Source organism: Clavibacter sp., assembly GCF_014802555.1.
GTDB lineage: Bacteria > Actinomycetota > Actinomycetes > Actinomycetales > Microbacteriaceae > Clavibacter > Clavibacter sepedonicus.
This window is the reverse complement of sequence record NZ_JAAVCB010000054.1, coordinates 1-19,316: the sequence shown is the minus strand read 5'-3', so window position 1 is coordinate 19,316 and position 19,316 is coordinate 1. Positions and strand designations below refer to the sequence as shown.

Below are 19,316 nucleotides of genomic sequence, written 5' to 3'. Positions count from 1 at the left end.
TGGGCCCGACGGCTCAGGCGGACTTCTCCGCACGGAGCATCGAGGCGCGCGGCACGATGGTGGGCGCCGCGTTCTGCACGACGGATTCGCGGGTGATGACGACGCGACCCACCTCGTCGTCCGACGGGATGTCGAACATGATCGGCCCGAGCACCTCCTCGAGGATGGCGCGGAGGCCGCGAGCACCCGTCTGCCGGAGGACGGCCAGGTCGGCGATGGACTCCAGGGCGCCCTGCTCGAACTCGAGCTCCACGCCGTCGAGCTCGAACATGCGCTGGTACTGGCGGACGAGCGCGTTGCGCGGCTTGGTGAGGATCTCCATCAGCGCACGCTGGTCGAGCTGCGTGACCGTCGTGACGACGGGGAGGCGCCCGATGAACTCGGGGATGAGGCCGAACTTGTGCAGGTCCTCCGGCAGCACCTCGCCGAACACGTCGGCGTTGAGGTCCTTGCGGTGCAGCGGGGCGCCGAAGCCGATGCCCTTCTTGCCCGCGCGCTGGCTGATGATGTCCTCGAGCCCGGCGAACGCGCCCGCCACGATGAAGAGCACGTTGGTCGTGTCCACCTGGATGAACTCCTGGTGCGGGTGCTTGCGCCCGCCCTGCGGCGGCACCGAGGCGACCGTGCCCTCGAGGATCTTCAGCAGCGCCTGCTGCACGCCCTCGCCCGACACGTCGCGCGTGATGCTCGGGTTCTCGGCCTTGCGCGCGATCTTGTCGACCTCGTCGATGTAGATGATGCCGGTCTCGGCGCGCTTCACGTCGTAGTCGGCGGCCTGGATGAGCTTCAGGAGGATGTTCTCGACGTCCTCGCCGACGTAGCCGGCCTCGGTGAGCGCCGTGGCGTCGGCGACGGCGAACGGCACGTTGAGTCGCTTCGCGAGGGTCTGCGCGAGATAGGTCTTGCCGCAACCGGTGGGGCCGATGAGGAGGATGTTGCTCTTGGCGATCTCGATCTCGTCGCCGACGGTCTTCGCCGGGCCGATGGTGCTGACGGCGCGGACCCGCTTGTAATGGTTGTAGACCGCGACGGACAGCGCGCGCTTGGCGGCCTCCTGCCCGATGACGTACTCGTCGAGGAAGCCGAAGATCTCCTTGGGCTTGGGGAGGTCGAACTCGCCCGTCGTCTCCTCGCTGGCCTCGGCCAGGCGCTCCTCTATGATCTCGTTGCAGAGCTCCACGCACTCGTCGCAGATGTAGACGCCCGGTCCCGCGATCAGCTGCTGGACCTGCTTCTGGCTCTTCCCGCAGAAGGAGCACTTGAGCAGATCCGCGCTCTCGCCGATGCGTGCCATGGAAGCCTCCCCGGAAGTCGTGCGGTGTGCCACGAGCCTAACCCGTGCATGGGACATCGCCCGGACCCCTGGGAGCACGGCCCGTCGTGTGGCATCCTCCGCGCGCTGGCCGTCACACGGCGCAACACTCGGGGCCAGCCCCAGCGGGCGCCCCCACCATGTCCGCATGACCGAGAACACCGCCACCGCATCCCCCGACGCGCTGTCCTTCGCCTACTGGGTCCCGAACGTCTCGGGCGGCCTCGTGACGAGCGACATCGAGCAGCGCACCCACTTCGACTTCGACTTCAACGTCCGTGTCGCGCAGCTCGCCGAGCGGAACGGCTTCGACTACGCGCTGAGCCAGGTCCGCTACGCCGCCTCCTACGGCGCCGACCAGCAGCACGAGTCGACGTCCTTCTCGCTCGGCCTGCTGCTCGCGACCGAGCGGCTGAAGGTGATCGCGGCCGTCCACCCGGGGCTCTGGCATCCGGGCGTGCTGGCCAAGTGGATCATCACGGCCGACCACATGTCGCACGGCCGCGCCGCCGTGAACGTCGTGTCGGGCTGGCTCAAGGACGAGTTCGTGGGCTTCGGCGAGCCGTGGCTCGAGCACGGGGAGCGCTACCGACGCACCGAGGAGTTCATCCGCGTGCTCCGCGGCCTCTGGACGGAGAAGGAGTTCACGCACCTCGGCGACTTCTACCGGATCCACGACTTCACGCTCAAGCCGCCGCCCGTCGACGTTCCCGGCCGCGCGCACCCCGAGATCTTCATGGGCGGCAACAGCACGGACGCGCGCGAGATGGGCGGCCGCGTCACCGACTGGTACTTCTCCAACGGCAAGGACTTCGCGGGCTTCGAGGAGCAGCGCGTCGACGTCCTCGCCTCGGCCCGCGCCGCCGGCCGGACCGAGCGGGTCAAGTTCGGCCTCAACGGCTTCGTCATCGCACGCGACACGGAGCAGGAGGCGCAGGACGTCCTCGAGGAGATCATCGCCAAGGCGAACCCCGACGCCGTCGAGGGCTTCCGGCAGGCGGTGAAGCAGGCAGGCGCCTCCACCGGGGACGGCAAGGGCATGTGGTCCGACTCGACCTTCCGCGACCTGGTGCAGTACAACGACGGCTTCCGGACGGGCCTCATCGGCACCCCCGAGCAGATCGCCCGTCGCATGGTGGAGTACCGCAAGCGCGGGGTGGACCTGCTGCTGCTCGGCTTCCTGCACTACCTCGAGGACATCGAGCAGTTCGGCACGCAGGTGCTGCCGATCGTGCGGGAGTTCGAGCGCGAGGCGATCGAGCGCGGGGAGATCGGGGAGCCCGCGGCCTGACGCGTCCGGGCAGACGAGGAGGGGCGGTCGGTTGATGCCGACCGCCCCTCCTCTCCGTGCGGGCCTAGCGGGCGGGGATCGCCGCTGTCAGGTTCTTGCGCGAGGTGAGCACCTGGTCGATGAGGCCGTACTCCAGCGCCTCGTCGGCGCCCAGGATCTTGTCGCGCTCGATGTCGCGGTTGATCTGGTCGCGGTCGCGGTTGGTGTGCTTCGCGAGGGTGTCCTCGAGCCAGGAGCGCATGCGCATGATCTCCGCGGCCTGGATCTCGATGTCGGACGCCTGTCCGCCGCTCGACTCGCCCGTGGCGGGCTGGTGGATGAGCACCCGCGCGTTGGGGAGCGCGAGGCGCTTGCCGGGCGCGCCGCCCGCGAGCAGCACGGCCGCAGCGGAGGCCGCCTGGCCGAGGCAGACCGTCTGGATCTGCGGCGAGACGTACTGCATCGTGTCGTAGATCGCCGTCATGGCCGTGAAGGAGCCGCCGGGCGAGTTGATGTACATGACGATGTCGCGGTCGGGGTCCATCGACTCGAGCACGAGCAGCTGGGCCATGACGTCGTCGGCCGACGCGTCGTCGACCTGCACGCCGAGGAAGATGATGCGGTCCTCGAAGAGCTTCGCGTACGGGTCCTGGCGCTTGTAGCCGTAGGCCGTGCGCTCCTCGAAGCTCGGGAGGATGTACCGCGACGACGGGCTCGTGGCGGTGGAGCCGGCGCCGCGGGCGCCGCCGAAGGTGGGGAGTTCCATGTTCTTCTTCTCTGCCTGTCTCTTCTGTCTGTCGCTCAGGAGGTCTCGGTGCCGCCGCCGCCGACGACGTCGGTCGCGGACTCGCGGATGTGGTCGACGAAGCCGTACTCGAGGGCCTCCTGCGCCGTGAACCAGCGGTCGCGGTCGCCGTCCTCGTTGATCTGCTCGGCCGTCTTGCCGGTCTGGCCCGCCGTGATCTCGGCGAGGCGCTGCTTCATCGAGAGGATGAGCTGGGCCTGCGTCTGGATGTCGCTCGACGTCCCGCCGAAGCCGCCGTGGGGCTGGTGCAGCAGCACGCGCGCGTTCGGCGTGATGTAGCGCTTGCCCTTGGTGCCGCTCGTGAGGAGCAGCTGTCCCATGGACGCGGCCATTCCGATCCCGACGGTGACGATGTCGTTGGGGACGAACTGCATGGTGTCGTAGATGGCCATTCCCGCGGTGATGGAACCGCCGGGCGAGTTGATGTAGAGGAAGATGTCCTTCTCGGAATCCTCCGCCGCCAGCAGCAGGATCTTCGCGCAGATCTCGTTCGCGTTGTCGTCGCGGACCTCGGATCCGAGCCAGATGATGCGGTCCTTCAGCAGTCGGTCAAAAACACCGGGTACCAGTGTCGGTTCGGCCATTGTTCGAGCTCCCATTCATTCGTCGCTTCGAGTCACGAATCTATCGGAGCGGATCCGCGCCTACGCCCGTGTTCGCCGCGGGCGGAGAGGCACGGCCGCCGCGGGCGCGGTGCACGGCTGCCGGACGCACGAGGGCCCGGGGAGCAGATGCTCCCCGGGCCCTCGAGTCGCCGCCCGTCGAGACGGGAGGCCGTGGCGACTACTCGGAGTCGGCGGCCTTCTCGGCGGCCTTCTTCTTCGCGGGCGCCTTCTTCTTCGGCTTCTCGGCGGGCGCCTCCTCGGCGACGGCCTCCTCGGCGGGCGCGTCCGCGACGACGGCCTCGGCGTCCGCGTCGGCGGGCTCCTCGACCGGGGCGTCCGCGTCGCGCACGACGGGCTGCGTGAACTCGGTCACGTCGACGACCTTGCCGTCGGCGTCCACGACCTTCGCCTTGTCGAGCACGACCGCGAGGGCCTTGTTGCGCGCGACCTCGCCGACCATGGCGGGGATCTGGTTGTTCTGCTGCAGGACCTGGACAAACTCGTTCGGCTCCATGTTGTACTGCTGCGCGCCCTGGATGAGGTACTGGGTCAGCTCGTCCTGGCTGACCTTCAGCTCCTCCTTCTCCGCGATGACGTCGAGGAGCAGCTGCTGGCGGAACGCCTTCTCGCTGGACTCCTTGACCTCGGCGCGGTGCACGTCATCCTCGAGGCGGTTCTCGTTCTCGAGGTGGCGCTGCACCTCGTCCTCGACGAGCTTCTCGGGGACGGGGATCTCGACGCCCTCGAGGAGCTTGTCGACGATCTGGTCGCGGGCCTGGGTGACCTGGCCGAAGACCTTGGACTTGCCGACCTGCACCTTGAGGTCCGCGCGCAGCTCGTCGATGGTGTCGAACTCGCTGGCGATCTGCGCGAAGTCGTCGTCGGCCTCGGGCAGCTCGCGCTCCTTGACGGACTGGACGGTGACGGCGATCTCGGCCGTCTCGCCCTCGTTGTCGCCGCCGAGGAGCTTCGACTCGAAGGTGGTGCTCTCACCGGCGGTGAGGGACTCGAGGGCCTCGTCGATGCCGTCGATGAGGTCGCCGGAGCCGAGCTCGTAGGAGATGCCGCTCGCGGTGTCGACGGCGTTGCCGGCGATGGTGGCGGTGAGGTCGATCTGGACGAAGTCGCCCGTCTTCGCGGGGCGGTCGACCGTGATCAGCGTGCCGAAGCGGCTGCGCAGGCTGTCGAGCTCGGTCGCGACCTCGTCGTCGGTGACCTCGACGGAGTCCACGGTGAGCTCGAGGCCCTCGTAGGCCGGCAGGTCGAACTCGGGGCGGACGTCGACCTCGATCTCGAGGAGCAGGTCGCCGGTGAGGTCCTTGCCGGGCCACTCCTTGACGTCGGCCTCGGGGCGGCCGAGAGGACGGATGTCCGTCTCCTTGACGGCGGCCTGGTAGAAGCCGTCCATGCCGTCGTTGACGGCGTGCTCCAGCACAGCCTCGCGACCGACGCGCTGGTCGATGATGGGCGGCGGCACCTTGCCCTTGCGGAAGCCGGGGATGGCGACCTGCTCGGCGATGTGGCCGTATGCGTGGTCGATGTGCGGCTTCAGGTCTTCGGGGGTGGCAGAGATCGCGAGCTTGACGCGCGTGGGGCTCAGCTTTTCGACCGTGGTCTTCACGTGTGGAGTTCTCCTGTAATCGCGGTACGCGCCTCGGCTGAGACGGCATTTCGTCGTCGGGGATGTGGTCGGGGCGACAGGACTCGAACCTGCGGTCTTCCGCTCCCAAAGCGGACGCGCTAGCCACTACGCTACGCCCCGGCTGCCACGCATTCCCTCGGTCGAGGCGGGCCCCGTGCGCCTCTTCGTGCAGGCGCGCGGAAGCCGATCCGACCGTGGCACAGCCTATCCGACTCGTGCCGGGCGCTGGTCACCGGCGACGGGAGGCTGCGCTACGCTGGACCCCGCGCATCCGGCGCACGGCCCCCGGGGCGGTGGCTCCGGCGTCGCGGGGATGTAGCTCAATGGTAGAGCCTCAGTCTTCCAAACTGATCACGCGGGTTCGATTCCCGTCATCCCCTCCATCTCCCTCCCGGCAGAGCCGCTCGCGTCCCCTCCCCAACCGGGCCGCCGCCTCATCCGTCCCCCGTCCGGGGCGACCTGTCGACGTCGCGCCTCGCGGCGCGCGTAGCGTCCCGTTCCGTGGATAGCCTGGGAGCTTCCGCATCGGGCGAGCTCGGGGGGCTTCATGGTCGAGGACGACGCACGGGCGACACGGATCGGGGCGCAGCCGTGGGCCGCACGACCCGAGGACCTGCTGCGCACGGACCTGTGCCCGGGCTGCCTCGCACCGCTGGGCGCGCTCGTCTGCGGGCGCTGCGGTCTCGACGTCCGCGCACCCGAGGCGGCTGCCGTGCTCGAGGCGTCGCACCGCGTCGTGGATGCCATCGCCGAGCGGGAGCGCCTGGTCGGCGCCATGCGGCGGTGGAGCGCGGCGGCGGCGCGTCGACACGAGGCCGTGGTCGTCGCTGCCTGCGCCGCCGGCGCTGTCGGTGCTCCCGGCGTCGAGGCGCCACCCGTCACGACGATCCCCGGCGCCGGGCCTGCGGTACCGCCAGTCGCTCCCGTGGTCCCCGCGGTGGCCGGCCACGCTCCGGAAGCAGATGCGGATGCGGATGCGCGACGTACGCAGCGCGGCCCGATGGAGACCGCGGCGCCCGTGGCCACCACGCCCGCGGCGCCCCGGCGGCGCATCAGCGTCCCTGCCGTGCTGCTCAGCATCGGCGTGGTCCTGCTCTCGGTCGCGGCCGTGTTCTACGTCGTCTACGCGTTCGTCACGTACGGCCTCGTCGTGCGGGCGGCGATCACCGCGGCGGTCACCCTCGCCGCGCTCGCGGCCGCGGGCCTCCTCGCGCGACGTCGACTGCCCGGCACCGCGGAGGCGGTGGGCGTGGCGGGCATCGTGCTGCTGCACCTCGACGTCTGGGCGGTGCGGTCCTACGACCTAGCGGGAGCCGCGTCGAACGACCCGTTCGTCCACTTCGGCATCGGGACGCTCGTCGTCTCGACCGCGCTCCTCGCCCTCCGGTCCCCGCTCCGGATCCGCGCGGCGGGCATCGCCGGCTGGGCGGGACTGACCGTCGGGGCCGGGCTCCTGGTCGGCGCCGTCCCGTCGGCCGACGCCGGCACCCGCACCGCGCTCGCCCTGGCAGCGGCCTCCGTGGTCGCCCTCGTGCACGCCGCACGGTCATGGGCGGGCTCCCTCCCCGACGCGCTCGAACGCGAGGTCCTCCGGGTCGTGGGCGTCACCGCCGCCACCGCCGCCGTGGTCGCGGGAGCCGCCAGCGCGGTGATCCCCGACGCCGTCCCGGCTCTCCCCCTCCTCGTCGCGGCCGTCGCCAGCGGTGCGCACGCATGGGCGCTCGCGCGGCCCGCCCTTACCGTCGAGGTCAGGGGCGACGTCGCCACCCCTGATGCCTCCGGTGCGATCGACGGCGACGCGTCGACGGACGCGATGGACGTCGCTCCGGCCGCAGCACGCGACGGCGCAGACCCCAGGTCGGCGGCGCTCCCTCTGCGCGTCCTCGCCGCCGTCGTCGCGGGAGCTGGAGCCGCGGCCGCGCTGCCCGTCACCGCGCTCATGGGCGGACCCGCGCTGCTCACGCTCTGCGCGCAGCTCGTCGCGGCGGCGGTCGTGACGGCCGTCCTGGATGCGGCTGCACGCCGCCTTCACGACCCCCTCGTCACCGCGACGGCACGCGTCGGGGCGGTCGCAGCCCTGGTCATCACCGGCCTCGCCGGGCTGCCGGCCGCCATCGCCGGCTTCGGGGGGATCACGGCCACCCTCATCGTCGGCCTGCCCGCGTGGGAGCACGGTCCCCTCGACGACGCCGTGGTCCTCCTGGGGCGGAGGAGCGTCGTCGCCGACCTGCCCGGGGACGTCCGGGCGGCGGCGATCGGGCTCGTCGCCGTCTGGATCCTCGCGGCGGTCTCCGCGCTCGTCGGCCGCCGCCTCCTGGCCCGCCGGCGCCTCCTCGCGTGGTCCGGCGCCGCCGTGGTGGTCGCCGCGATCCCCGCCCTCGGTCCCGTCGCGATCGTGGCCGGCGCGTACCTCGTGACCTCAGCGGGTGCTCTCGTGTGGCGGCTCTCCTCGCGGCGGCATCCCGGCCGAGCTGCCGTCCCCGCCGCCGCGCTCGTGGCGCTGTCACTCGCGGCCGGTGCCCTCGCCTGGGCCGTGTCCTGGGCGAGCACGGGCACGTGGTGGGCGGTCGCACCGTTCGTCGTGCTGCTCCTCGTCTCCGGATCCCGGACCGCCCGCAGGGACGACACCGCACGCCTCGCCACCGCGGGTGCCGCCCTCGCGGGCCTGGTCGCGGTGGGCGCACTGGCCCCGTCCCTCACCGCCGCGCGCGTCATCGGGACGGTGCCCCTGTCGAGCGCCCTCGACGCGGCCGCGGATCCGGTCGTGCTCGTGCTCCTCGCATCCGGGCTGGCCGCCCTCGTGTCCGGCATCCTCCCGGGGCGTCCTGGCGTGCGTCGACGGGCGCTGCTCTCCACGGTCCTGCTCCCGGCGTGCGTCGCGGCGCTCCCGGTCGCGATCGTCGGAGCAGATCGCGTCGGTGGCGCGCTCACCGGATCGCCCGTCTGGCCCATCGCGGCGCAGGTGGTCCTCGTCGCCGGTCTCGTGGCGTGGGCCGTCGGCGGTCCCCGTCGGGTCCCGCTGCCGGCGCGAGCGCCGCGCTCCGACGAGGAGACCGCGGATCTGCGGTCACCAGGCACGACCGCGCTGCGCCGGTGGCGTCTCACGACGGCCGTGCTCGTCGCTCCGACGCTCCTCCTCGCGTTCGTCACCGCCGCCGCCCTGGTCGACCGCGGTGCCGTGCCCCACGGCACCGCCGCCGCCGCGGTCGCCCTCGTCGTGGCCGGCAGTGCGCTCCTCGCCTACCGGGACGCGTCGCGGGGGCTGCGCGTCGCCCTGGACGCGGGTACGGCGGCGGTCGCCACGGGGGCGCTGCTCGTCGCCGTCTCCTTCGATCCCACGCGGCAGGGGCGCGAGCTCCTGTGGATCCCACTGCTCGTGCTCGCGGTCACGGCGCTCGCCCTCTCCGTCGCCCACGACGGCCTGCTCCTGTCCCGGAGCGCCCGCCGCGCCTGGGGCTGGACGGCGCTCGCCACGGGCATCGCGGCGCTGTGGTCCCGGCTGCTGGCCGGCGGCACGACCTCCGCGGAGGCGTACTGGCTGCCGGTCGCGGGTGCTCTTCTGTTGCTCGCCGCGCTCATGCACCGCGCCGCCGTGCGCGCGGATGGCGGCGGGAGCGGATCGCAGGCGGGGCCCCGGGTCCGCCGCGGCGTCACTGCTCTGACCCTCGCGGGCATCCTCACCGCCGTCCTGCCGCTCACCGCAGTCGGTCGTCCCGACGACGTGCTCCGGCCGTACATCCTCACCAGTGTCTGCGCGGTCATCGCCCTCGGGGGTGCCGCGATGCTGCGCCGCGCGGCGTCGCCCGTCCGTCCGCTGGTGGGTGCCGTCGTGATCGGCGGGGGCATCGGGCTCCTCGCCATCGGCGGCACGCACGCGCTCCGCCTCTCCGTCGGCTCCGTCGCGCGCGAGCCGGCCGTCGACGTCCAGCTGGCGATCACGGCCGTGCTGCTGGCTGGGATCGGCGCGCTCGTCCTGCGCGGTGCCCGGACAGCGGAGGACGCGCGACTCGCCGGTTCCGCGTGGGTGGGCACGACCGTCCTCGTCGCCGTCGTGATGGCCGCGTCGGTCGGGTCCGGCGAGGGAGTCGTCCGCCCGCTCGTCGCCAGCGTTGCGCTCGTCGCAGGGGCTGGGATGCTCCTCGCCCTCCGATCCCTGCACCGGCGCATGCTCGCCGCGTCCGCCGCGGCGGCCCTCCTCGGCGCCGTGGTCGTGGCGCTCCTCGCATGGCGCGGCGGGTACATCGCCCTCGATCCCGCGGCCCTCGCCGCGCCCGGCATCGTCGCCGTGCTCATCGCCGCGGTGGGTGCAGCCGACCGCCTGAGGAACCCGACCCCTGCTCCCGCACCCGGGCGCGCATCCGAGGCGCTCGACCGCCTCCTGCGTCATGCAGCCGATGCGTCGACGGGAGTGCTCGTCGCCGGCACCGTCGTGGTCGGGGCAGCCTCGGACGGCGCCGGGCTCCCCGTGGCCCTGCTCCTGTCGAGTGCGGCCGTGCTCGTCTCATCCTCGTCATCGGGGTCGGGCTCGCGCGCGCGGCGCCGAGCGGGCTGGATCGCCCTCGTCCTCGGCTCCGCCGCCCTCTGGGTCGCGCTCGGCCGTGGGCGCGTCGATGCCGTGGAGGCCTACGTCCTGCCGCCGGCTTGCGTGATGCTCGTCGTGGCCGCGCTCCTCCAGCGCGGGTCCCCGGGCAGGCGTCACCCCGTCGCGTCGCCTGCTGAGGCCCGGGCATCCGGCGCAGCGCCCGTCCTCCTCGGCGCCCTCCTCCTCGCCGCCCTGCCCACGGCCGTCGCGTCGTGGACGGGCACGCCCCTCCGGGCGCTCGTGGTCGGGGGTGCGGCCGGCGCCGTCCTCCTCCTGGCGGCGGCCGCTCTCCGCGGCGCGGGTGCCGCATCGCCGACCCGGCCCCTCCTCGTGGCGACAGCCGCGGCGTCCGCGATCGCCGTCCCGCTCGTCGGCTTCGGTCGCGCCATCGCCCAGCTGGCCGCGTACGAACCGGCCACGTTCGCGCGCACGGACCTCTGGACCCTGTCGGCCGCCGCCGTCCTCGTCCTCGCCGTGGGTCTCCTGCCCGTGACCACCGCGGTCCGTCGCCGCAGCGGCGCCGAGGATCGCCCCGACGCAGCCGCTCACGCGAGCGGATCGGTCGGGCCCGTCGTGGGCGCGGGGACGCCGAGCGACGCACCCCGGGAACCGGGCATGCTCATGGACGCCCTGCTCCGCATGGCACCCCGGGTCGTGGGGCTGGTCGCCGTCATCGGCGCCGGAGCGGCGGGTGCCGCCGGGATCCTCCGAGCCGAGGCCGAGTCGATGGACGGAGTCGGCCTCCGTTCCGCGCTCCTCGTCGGCCTCGTCTCGGCACTGTACGTCGCATGCTCGCCCTCAGGAGCGACGGCGACCGGACGCGGGCCCGATCCCGCGCGGCTGCCCGCCGCCGCTCCCCCGCTGCACGACCGGGTCCTCTCGGTCGCGGCGCTCATCGTCGCCGGGCTGGTCGCCGCGGTCCTCGTCGTCACGGGAGCGGCGGATCCCGTCGAGGCCGTCACGGTCCCGATCGCCGCGGCGCTCCTCGTGGTCGGTGCCCGCCGCCTGGTCCGCGACGCCTCCGCCGGCAGCATGCGGCACCTGGCGCCCGGGCTGCTCGTCCTGCTCGTGCCCCCGCTCGTCGCGGACCTCGGCCCGAGCCCGGCCTGGCGCATCGTCGGGCTCGGGATCCTCGCGCTCGCGACGCTGCTCACGGGAGCCCGCCTGAAGCTGCGCGCGCCCTTCCTCATCGGCGCGGGCGTCCTGCTCGTGCACGCCGTCGCCCAGCTCTGGCCCTGGATCCGCGAGGCATCGGCGACCGTCCCCTGGTGGGCCTGGGCGGGCATCGGCGGCGTCAGCCTCATCGCGGTCGCGGCCCGCTACGAGCGCCGGATCCGGGACGTGAAGGAGGTGGCCGCACGGGTCTCCGCGCTCCGCTGACCCAGGCTGGAGCCCGGTCCGGGGCCCTGGTGCGACCCGGTAAGCCATGCCTCAGCTTGCTTGCGGGCGGCGGCGGGATGCGCGAGATTGGCGGCATCGTCCGCAGCCCGCAGACCCGTCCAGCCGCTCGAGGAGAGAACCCATGACCGACACCGTCCACGTCCCCACCAGCTCCGCATCGGCCGACGTCGCCGCAGGCGTCGCGCAGTTCCTCAGCCCCGTCGTCGTCAACCTCCAGGCCCTCGCCGTCAACGGCAAGCAGGCGCACTGGCACGTCCGCGGCGCGAACTTCATCGGCGTGCACGAGTTCCTCGACGTCCTCGTCTCCCACGCGCAGGGCTGGGCCGACACCGCCGCCGAGCGCGTCGTCGCCCTCGGCCTCCCCATCGATGCCCGCATCGAGACCGTCGCCGCGTCCACCACGACCGCGGCGCTCACGCCCGGCTTCCGCCCGTCGAGCGCCACCATCGCGGAGGTCATCGCGCAGATCGACGCGACGATGGAGCTCGTCAACCGCGCCGTGCAGGAGCTCGGCGAGATCGACGTCAACAGCCAGGACGTCGCCATCGAGATCGCCCGCGGGCTCGAGAAGGACCGCTGGTTCCTCTTCGCCCACATCAGCGAGTAGCGCCGCCGGCAGCACCAGCGCGTCGACGGTCGAGGGGCCCGGATCCGATCGGATCCGGGCCCGCCTCATCATCGAGGCACCGCGCCAGCCCAGGTCCCGCGCCGGTCGCCTCGCCGCGTCACGCCTGGCAGTACGGGCACCAGTACAGCTTGCGGCCCGCGGCCTCCTCCATCACGACGTTCGTGCCGCACACCCGGCACGGCAGCCCCTCGCGGTGGTACACCCAGTGCCGGTCCGCGCGGTTGCGGAGCGCGGCGTCGAGCTTCTTCCCGCGCAGCCCGTCCATCGTCATCATCTGGCCGACCTCGACGCCCTTGCGCAGGAGCTTCGACCAGTCGCGCCACAGTCCGCGGACCACGTCCTCGGGCACGTCGCGTCCCGGCGTGTGCGGGTTCTGCCGGGCGCGGAACAGGAGCTCGGCCCGGTAGACGTTGCCGATCCCGCTGACCACCGCCTGGTCCATGAGCAGCAGGCCGATGGCCGTCGGCTTCTTGCGGACGGTGGCCGTGAACCGGTCCTCGGAGCGCGTGCCGCCGTCGACGAGGGGATCCGGGCCCAGCTTGTCGATGGCCTGCTGCACCTCGTCGGGGCTGGCGACGACGCACGCGGTCGGGCCGCGGAGGTCGGCCACCGCCCGCTCGGTGAGCAGGCGCACGCGCACCTGGCCGACGGGTTCGGGGGGCCACGCCTCGGCGGAGAACGGGTCGTGCACCTTCTCCTGCTCCGCCATCCGCAGTCGCGCACGGCGGGGCGCGCCGATGCTGGCGAGCGAGTCCTCGGCAGCAGCGTCGACCGGTGCGTCGTCGACCCGGTCGTCCACGGGCACGTCGCCGCGCATCCCGTTCTGCCCCATGCGGTTGAGCGTCGTGACGTCGCCCGCGAAGTCCCACGCGCCGTAGAGGCCGAGGTGCACGCGCAGCCAGACGTCGCCGTCGAACTCGAGGAACATCTGCTTGCCGACGGCCTTGGCGGCGAGCAGCCGCCGGCCGTCGAGCACGGCGGCGCCCTCCGCGAACCGGCCCTGCGGCGACGACGCCTGCACGACGTCCCCCACGAAGTGCGCTTCGAACTGCTTCGCGATCCGGTGGATCGAATGCCCCTCGGGCACGGCTGCCTAGTCCGTGACGGGGTGACCGGCGATGGCCCCCGTCGTCTCGTACTCGGCGAGCTGCGCGATGCGGCGCGCGTGCCGCTCCTCCGCCGAGAACGGCTCGGCGATGAACGCGTCGATGAAGGCCGTGGCCTCCTCGACGGTGTGCTGGCGGGCGCCGATGGAGATCACGTTGGCGTCGTTGTGCTGGCGCGCGAGCACGGCGGTCGAGAGGTTCCAGACGAGCGCGGCGCGCACGCCCTCGACCTTGTTCGCGGCGATCTGCTCGCCGTTGCCGGATCCGCCGAACACCACGCCCAGGGCGGTGGTGCCGCCGCGTTGGTCGGCGACGACCGCGCGGGCCGCGCGGATGCAGAACGACGGGTAGTCGTCGAGCGGGTCGTACGAGGTGGGGCCGTGGTCGACCACGTCGTGCCCCTGGGCGCCCAGGTGCTCGGCGAGGAACCGCGAGAAGTCGAGCCCGGCGTGGTCGGTCGCGATGTGGATGCGCATCGTGCACTCCTCCTGCCGCGCAGGCGGCGTCGTGCCCGCGGCGCGGGCGGTGCCGGACGCGCCGCGGCCGGACGCCCTCGGCGCCCGGCCGCCGCGCGCGCGACGGGAAAGGATCAGTCGAAGATGGGGCCCACGGTGCGCGAGCGCTTGATCTCGAAGAACCCCGGGTACGCGGCGACGGCCACGACGCCGTCCCACAGCCTCACGGCCTCCTCGCCCTTCGGCGCGGGCGAGATGACGGGACCGAAGAAGGCGACGCCGTCGACCGCGATGACGGGCGTGCCGACGTCCTGGCCGACGCGCTCGATGCCGTCGAAGTGGCTGGCGCGCATCGGCTCGTCGTAGCGGTCGGTGCGGCTGGTCTCGGCGAGCCCCGCCGGGAGGCCGAGCTCGGCGAGCACCTCGGGGATGACGACGTCGGCGTCCTTCTGGTCGCGCAGGTGGATCCGGGTGCCCAGCGCGTCGTACAGCGGCTTGACGTGCTCGGCGCCGTGCTCTGCCTCGACGGCGGCCACGAGGCGCGTGAACCGGAGCGCGCGCGGGAGGAATGCGGCGAAGTTCGGGTCGTCCGCCTTGTCCTCGTTGAGGACGGCGAGGCTCATCACGCGCCAGGTGATGTCGAGGTCGCGGTGGCGGGCGACCTCGTCGACCCAGCGGGAGGTCATCCACGCCCAGGGGCAGGACGGGTCGAACCAGAACTCGACGGCGGTCGTGCGGGGCCTGCTCTGTACGTCGGACATGCCGCAAGCCTAGGTCAGCCGACGCAATAGGATCGGCTCCGAAAGCGGCGCCGCTCCGCCTGCGCACCCGTGGTCCCGACCGCCAGGTGCACCGTCGCGCGAGGCGCGTCCGCACGCACGGCCCACCCACCTCACGGACGAGCAGGAGCACCATGCCAGGAGAGAACCTCACCCGCGTCGAGGCCGAGGAGCGCGCCGCGCTGCTGGCCGTGTCCGAGTACGACGTGACGCTCGACCTCACCCGCGGCGCGGAGGTGTTCGGGTCCACCACGACCGTGCGCTTCACCGCCACGGCCGGCGCGTCCACCTTCATCGACGCGATCACCCGCACGGTGCACTCCGTGACCCTCAACGGCCGCGAGCTCGACCCCGCCGACGTCAGCGACGGCGCGCGCATCCGCCTCGACGACCTCGCGCAGGAGAACGAGCTCACGGTCGTCGCCGACGCCATGTACACGAACACCGGCGAGGGCCTGCACCGCTTCGTGGATCCCGTCGACGACGAGGTGTACCTCTACTCCCAGTTCGAGGTGCCGGACTCCCGCCGCATGTTCGCGGTGTTCGAGCAGCCCGACTTGAAGGCCGTCTTCCGCTTCACGGTCACCGCGCCGTCGCACTGGGAGGTCGTCTCCAACTCCCCCACGCCCGAGCCCACGGCCGCAGCGGACGGCGCGTCCACGTGGACCTTCGAGCCGACGCTGCGCATGTCGAGCTACATCACCGCGCTCATCGCAGGCCCCTACGGCGTCGTCCGCAGCGAGCTCACCTCGAGCGACGGCCGCACGATCCCCCTCGGCGTCTTCGCCCGCAAGTCGCTCATGGAGCACCTCGACGCCGACTACGTGTTCGAGAAGACCCGCGAGGGCTTCGCGTTCTACGAGGAGCGCTTCGACTACCCGTACCCGTTCCCCAAGTACGACCAGCTCTTCGTCCCCGAGTTCAACGCCGGCGCGATGGAGAACGCGGGCGCCGTCACGTTCGTGGAGAGCTACGTCTTCCGCTCCAAAGTCACCGACGCGGTGAAGGAACGCCGGGTCACGACGATCCTCCACGAGCTCGCGCACATGTGGTTCGGCGACCTCGTGACGATGAAGTGGTGGGACGACCTGTGGCTCAACGAGTCCTTCGCCACCTACATCTCGACCCTCGCGACCGCCGAGGCCACCGAGTGGACCGGCGCCTGGACCACGTTCAACGCCGGCGAGAAGTCGTGGGCCTACAACCAGGACCAGCTCCCGAGCACGCACCCCGTCTACGCGACCATCAACGACCTGGAGGACGTGCAGGTCAACTTCGACGGCATCACGTACGCCAAGGGCGCGTCGGTGCTCCGCCAGCTCGTCGCCTACGTCGGCCAGGACGAGTTCCTCGCGGGCGTCGCGGCGTACTTCCAGCGCCACGCGTTCGGCAACTCGACCCTCCGCGACTTCACCTCGGAGCTCGAGGGCACGAGCGGGCGCGACCTCGAGCGCTGGACCGACCTGTGGCTGAAGACCTCGGGCGTGAACACCCTGCGCCCCGAGATCGGGACGGACGAGGACGGCGTGATCACGTCGTTCGCCGTGCTGCAGGAGGCGGCCGAGGACTACCCGACGCTCCGCCCGCACCGCCTCGCGATCGGCTTCTACGAGCTCCGCGACGCGCACCTCGTCCGCACGGAGCGCTTCGAGCTCGACGTGGACGGCGACCGCACCGACGTCGCCGAGCTCCTGGGCCGCCAGCGTCCCGCGCTCGTGCTGCTCAACGACGACGACCTCACGTACGCCAAGGTCCGGCTGGATCCCGCGTCGCTCGAGGTCGCGATGCGGCACCTGGCCGCGTTCGAGGACTCGCTCGCCCGCTCGCTCGTCTTCGCCTCGGTGTGGGACGCGACGCGCGACGGCGAGATCCGCGCCCGCGACTACGCGCGACTCGTGCTCGACAACGTCGCCACCGAGGACGAGTCGACGGCCCTCCGCTACGCGCTCGCGCAGCTGACCGTCGCCGCCACCACGTACTCGGCGCCCGACCACCGCGACGAGCTGCTCGCGACGGTCGCGTCCGAGCTGTGGGCGCTCACGGCGCAGGCGGCACCGGGATCCGACAACCAGTTCCAGTTCCTGCGCACCTTCGCGCAGGTCGCCTCCGAGCCCGCGCAGCTGGATCACGTGCAGGCCCTGCTCGACGGCACGGAGACGCTCGAGGGCGTCGAGATCGACGCGGACCTCCGCTGGGAGCTGCTGACCGCGCTCGTCGCGGGCGGACGCGCCGGCACCGCCGAGATCGACCAGGCACTCGCCGCCGACCGCACGGCCACGGGCGCGCAGTCCGCCGCGCAGGCCCGCGCGGCGCTGCCCACCGCCGAGGGCAAGAAGGCCGCGTGGGCGTCGGTGTGGGAGGCCGACACCGAGCCGAACACGATCGTCCGCACCACGGGCCTCGGCTTCCGCCGCGCCGCGGACACCGAGCTGCTGCGTCCGTACGTCGGCGCGTACTTCGACGCGCTGCAGGGCGTGTGGGAGTCCCGCAGCTACGCCATCGCGGCGGCGCTCATCGGCGGGTTCTACCCGTCGCCGCTCGCCGACGCGGAGCTCCGCGACGCGACCGTCGCCTGGCTCGACGCGAACCCCGAGCCGCCGGCGCTCCGTCGCCTCGTCAGCGAGCTGCTGTCGGGCGTGGAGCGGGCGCTCCGGGCGCAGGCGAAGGACGCCGAGTAGCCGCGAGCTCCACCGAGGGGGACGGTCGCGCACGCGGCCGTCCCCCTCGTCGCACCGCCCCGCTCCTGCGGACGGACCCAGGGCCGGCCCGGGAGGCCGCCGGTACACTCGGCCGGATGACCTCCCCTCTCCTCACCCCCGTCGGAAGCGCGTCGCGATGGACCTGAGCATGGTGTGCTGCGGCGACGGCTCGTTCTTCTCCACCTGGGGCACGTTGATCCAGATCGTGTCCTACATCGTCGGCGGCATCGTGCTCCGCTGGATCCTCCTGGTCGTGATCCGCAACACGGTCGACCAGATCGTGTCCGGCGTCAAGAAGCGCCAGAACGTCGATGACACGCAGTCAATCCAGGCGTCGCCGCTGACGGCGGTCCGGGTCGTCCAGCGGACGCGGACGCTCGGCAGCGTCCTCAGCAACATCACGACGGTGGTGGTCGTGGTGATCGTGCTGTCGCTCGTCGTGGAGGCTGCGCAACCCGGTGTCCTCACATCCCTCGCCCTCCTCACGGCCGCCCTCGGCGCGGGCCTCGGATTCGGCGCGCAGAACATCGTCAAGGACATTCTCAACGGCCTGTTCATGGTCGTGGAGGACCAGCTCGGCGTCGGCGACGTCGTCGACGTCGGACCCGCGACGGGCGTCGTCGAGACTGTCGGCATCCGCATCACGACCCTCCGCGACGTCAACGGCACGCTCTGGTTCGTGCGCAACGGCGAGATCCTCCGGGTCGGCAACATGTCGCAGGGTTGGGCGCGCGTCGTCATCGACCTCGCGGTGCCCTACGACACCGACGTGCAGTCCGTGCAGGAGCGCATGCTCGCCACCGCGACCGAGCTCGCGTCCACCCCGAAGTGGCGCTCGCGCATCGTCGAGAAGCCCGAGCTGTGGGGCATCGAGTCGATCTCGGAGTCGGCGGTCGTGATCCGGATCGTCGTCAAGACGCGCAGCAACGCGCGCGACGATGTCTCCCGCGAGCTCCGCGGTCGCCTCAAGGCGAGCCTCGACGCGATGGGCGTCACCCTGCCGTCGCTCTCCGCCGTCGTGCTCACCGGATTCGAGAGCGCCGCGAGCGTGGGCGGGGCGCATCCTCCGCGCACGGCGTCCACGCCCGTGCAGCAGCCCGAGCAGCCGGCTCCCCGGAAGCGCGCCGCCCGGAAGGTCGCCCAGCGCCAGCCCGCATCCTCGCCTGCCGGATCCACAGGCGCCGCATCTGCGCCCGCCGGATCGACCTCGCCGGTCGTCCGCGGCGCGGCCGGTTCCCGACCCGACCCGCGCGCCACGCAGATGATCCCCGCCCAGGACCCGGCACCCACCGCGGACCCGGACGAGGACGAGGTCACCGCCGCCTGGACCGTCCTCCCCGAGGAGCCGGCGTCCGCGCCCGCGCCGTCACGCGAGGCGACGACCGGCACGGCCGCGGGATCCGAGGACGCCGCTCCCCCGAAGCCGCCCCGCGCTCCCCGCCAGCCGCGGAAGCCCGCGACGCCGCCCGAGGAGTCCTGATGGCCGACCTGCTCGCAAACTCGTTCTACGAGGACGTCGGCGGCCGCCCCACCTTCGAGAGGCTCGTCCGCGAGTTCTACCGGGGGGTCGCTGACGATCCGGTGCTCGTCGCGATGTACCCGGAGGAGGACCTCGAGGGCGCCATCCAGCGCCTCACCGGATTCCTCGAGCAGTACTGGGGCGGCCCCACGACCTACAGCGACCAGCGCGGCCACCCGCGCCTGCGGATGCGGCACATGCCGTTCCGCGTGAACCCGGACGCGCGCGACCGGTGGCTCGCGCACATGCGCGTGGCCGTCGACTCGCTCGACCTGTCGCCGACGCACGAGGCGCAGCTCTGGGACTACCTCGAGCGCGCCGCCCACGCGATGGTCAACACGTTCGACGAGTCCTGATCGCGGCGGCGACGGGACGCGCCCGGGCCGGAGGGCGCGCTAGATGTACTGGGTCATGACGTTGGTGACACTCGGGCCGCGGGCGTGAGCCCGTGGCTTGAGTGGATTCGTTCAGTGTTGTAGTGCTCGATGAAGGGGTCAAGCGCGTCGGCGCGGT

Annotated in this window: 13 protein-coding genes, 2 tRNA genes and 1 pseudogene; 7 read left to right on the top strand and 9 right to left on the bottom strand. The window is 72.5% G+C overall.

Annotation, left to right across the window (positions count from 1 at the left end; genetic code table 11):
* Positions 1–13: 13 nt before the first annotated feature.
* Positions 14–1,294: an ATP-dependent Clp protease ATP-binding subunit ClpX gene (gene clpX / locus HDR73_RS06025; RefSeq protein WP_012298876.1), complete on the bottom strand. Its 1,281-nt coding sequence runs from the start codon at positions 1,292–1,294 to the stop codon at positions 14–16.
* Positions 1,295–1,460: 166 nt separating this feature from the next.
* On the opposite strand from clpX, the gene sfnG reads away from it, so the two are divergent.
* Positions 1,461–2,603 carry a dimethylsulfone monooxygenase SfnG gene (sfnG, locus tag HDR73_RS06020; RefSeq protein WP_012298875.1) on the top strand — a complete coding sequence of 381 codons (1,143 nt, stop codon included), beginning with the start codon at positions 1,461–1,463 and terminating at the stop codon, positions 2,601–2,603.
* 64 nt (positions 2,604–2,667) lie between these two features.
* Here sfnG and HDR73_RS06015 read toward each other — a convergent pair whose 3' ends face one another.
* The 4 genes from HDR73_RS06015 to HDR73_RS06000 all read right to left on the bottom strand — a co-directional run bounded on the left by HDR73_RS06015 (position 2,668) and on the right by HDR73_RS06000 (position 5,754).
* Entirely contained in the window at positions 2,668–3,348 is a 681-nt protein-coding gene (locus tag HDR73_RS06015; RefSeq protein WP_012038151.1) for an ATP-dependent Clp protease proteolytic subunit, read from the bottom strand.
* A 35-nt stretch (positions 3,349–3,383) separates the two neighbouring features.
* Positions 3,384–3,971: an ATP-dependent Clp protease proteolytic subunit gene (locus tag HDR73_RS06010; protein ID WP_012038150.1), complete on the bottom strand. Its 588-nt coding sequence runs from the start codon at positions 3,969–3,971 to the stop codon at positions 3,384–3,386.
* A 199-nt stretch (positions 3,972–4,170) separates the two neighbouring features.
* The gene (tig, locus tag HDR73_RS06005; protein WP_012298873.1) at positions 4,171–5,613 is read right to left on the bottom strand and encodes a trigger factor; all 1,443 of its coding nucleotides are present in this window, start codon (positions 5,611–5,613) and stop codon (positions 4,171–4,173) included.
* 65 nt (positions 5,614–5,678) lie between these two features.
* Positions 5,679–5,754: transfer RNA gene (locus tag HDR73_RS06000), tRNA-Pro, on the bottom strand.
* A gap of 189 nt (positions 5,755–5,943) precedes the next feature.
* On the opposite strand from HDR73_RS06000, the gene HDR73_RS05995 reads away from it, so the two are divergent.
* From HDR73_RS05995 to HDR73_RS05985, 3 genes are all read left to right on the top strand, one after another.
* Positions 5,944–6,017, top strand: a tRNA-Gly gene (locus tag HDR73_RS05995).
* Positions 6,018–6,181: 164 nt separating this feature from the next.
* Positions 6,182–11,596: an SCO7613 C-terminal domain-containing membrane protein gene (locus tag HDR73_RS05990; protein ID WP_041464514.1), complete on the top strand. Its 5,415-nt coding sequence runs from the start codon at positions 6,182–6,184 to the stop codon at positions 11,594–11,596.
* Between the two features lie 142 nt (positions 11,597–11,738).
* Positions 11,739–12,224, top strand: coding sequence for a Dps family protein (locus tag HDR73_RS05985; protein ID WP_012298871.1), 486 nt, complete (start codon positions 11,739–11,741; stop codon positions 12,222–12,224).
* A gap of 118 nt (positions 12,225–12,342) precedes the next feature.
* Here HDR73_RS05985 and HDR73_RS05980 read toward each other — a convergent pair whose 3' ends face one another.
* The 3 genes from HDR73_RS05980 to HDR73_RS05970 all read right to left on the bottom strand — a co-directional run bounded on the left by HDR73_RS05980 (position 12,343) and on the right by HDR73_RS05970 (position 14,567).
* Positions 12,343–13,332: an Fpg/Nei family DNA glycosylase gene (locus tag HDR73_RS05980; protein ID WP_012298870.1), complete on the bottom strand. Its 990-nt coding sequence runs from the start codon at positions 13,330–13,332 to the stop codon at positions 12,343–12,345.
* Positions 13,333–13,338: 6 nt separating this feature from the next.
* Positions 13,339–13,827, bottom strand: coding sequence for a ribose-5-phosphate isomerase (locus HDR73_RS05975; protein WP_012298869.1), 489 nt, complete (start codon positions 13,825–13,827; stop codon positions 13,339–13,341).
* A gap of 113 nt (positions 13,828–13,940) precedes the next feature.
* Positions 13,941–14,567, bottom strand: a complete 627-nt coding sequence (locus HDR73_RS05970; RefSeq protein WP_012298868.1) for a mycothiol-dependent nitroreductase Rv2466c family protein — start codon at positions 14,565–14,567, stop codon at positions 13,941–13,943.
* A 152-nt stretch (positions 14,568–14,719) separates the two neighbouring features.
* On the opposite strand from HDR73_RS05970, the gene pepN reads away from it, so the two are divergent.
* The 3 genes from pepN (at position 14,720) to HDR73_RS05955 (ending at position 19,159) form a co-directional block, all read left to right on the top strand.
* The gene (pepN, locus tag HDR73_RS05965) at positions 14,720–17,263 is read left to right on the top strand and encodes an aminopeptidase N (RefSeq protein WP_012298867.1); all 2,544 of its coding nucleotides are present in this window, start codon (positions 14,720–14,722) and stop codon (positions 17,261–17,263) included.
* Positions 17,264–17,420: 157 nt separating this feature from the next.
* A complete protein-coding gene (locus HDR73_RS05960) occupies positions 17,421–18,764 on the top strand; it encodes a mechanosensitive ion channel family protein (RefSeq protein WP_012298866.1) in 1,344 nt (447 codons plus the stop codon).
* Positions 18,764–19,159, top strand: coding sequence for a globin (locus HDR73_RS05955; RefSeq protein ID WP_012298865.1), 396 nt, complete (start codon positions 18,764–18,766; stop codon positions 19,157–19,159). The genes HDR73_RS05960 and HDR73_RS05955 overlap by 1 nt, the downstream gene beginning before the upstream one ends.
* 53 nt (positions 19,160–19,212) lie before the next feature.
* Here the strand turns inward: HDR73_RS05955 and HDR73_RS05950 are convergent.
* Positions 19,213–19,316: pseudogene (locus HDR73_RS05950) on the bottom strand (IS481 family transposase); the annotation flags it as partial.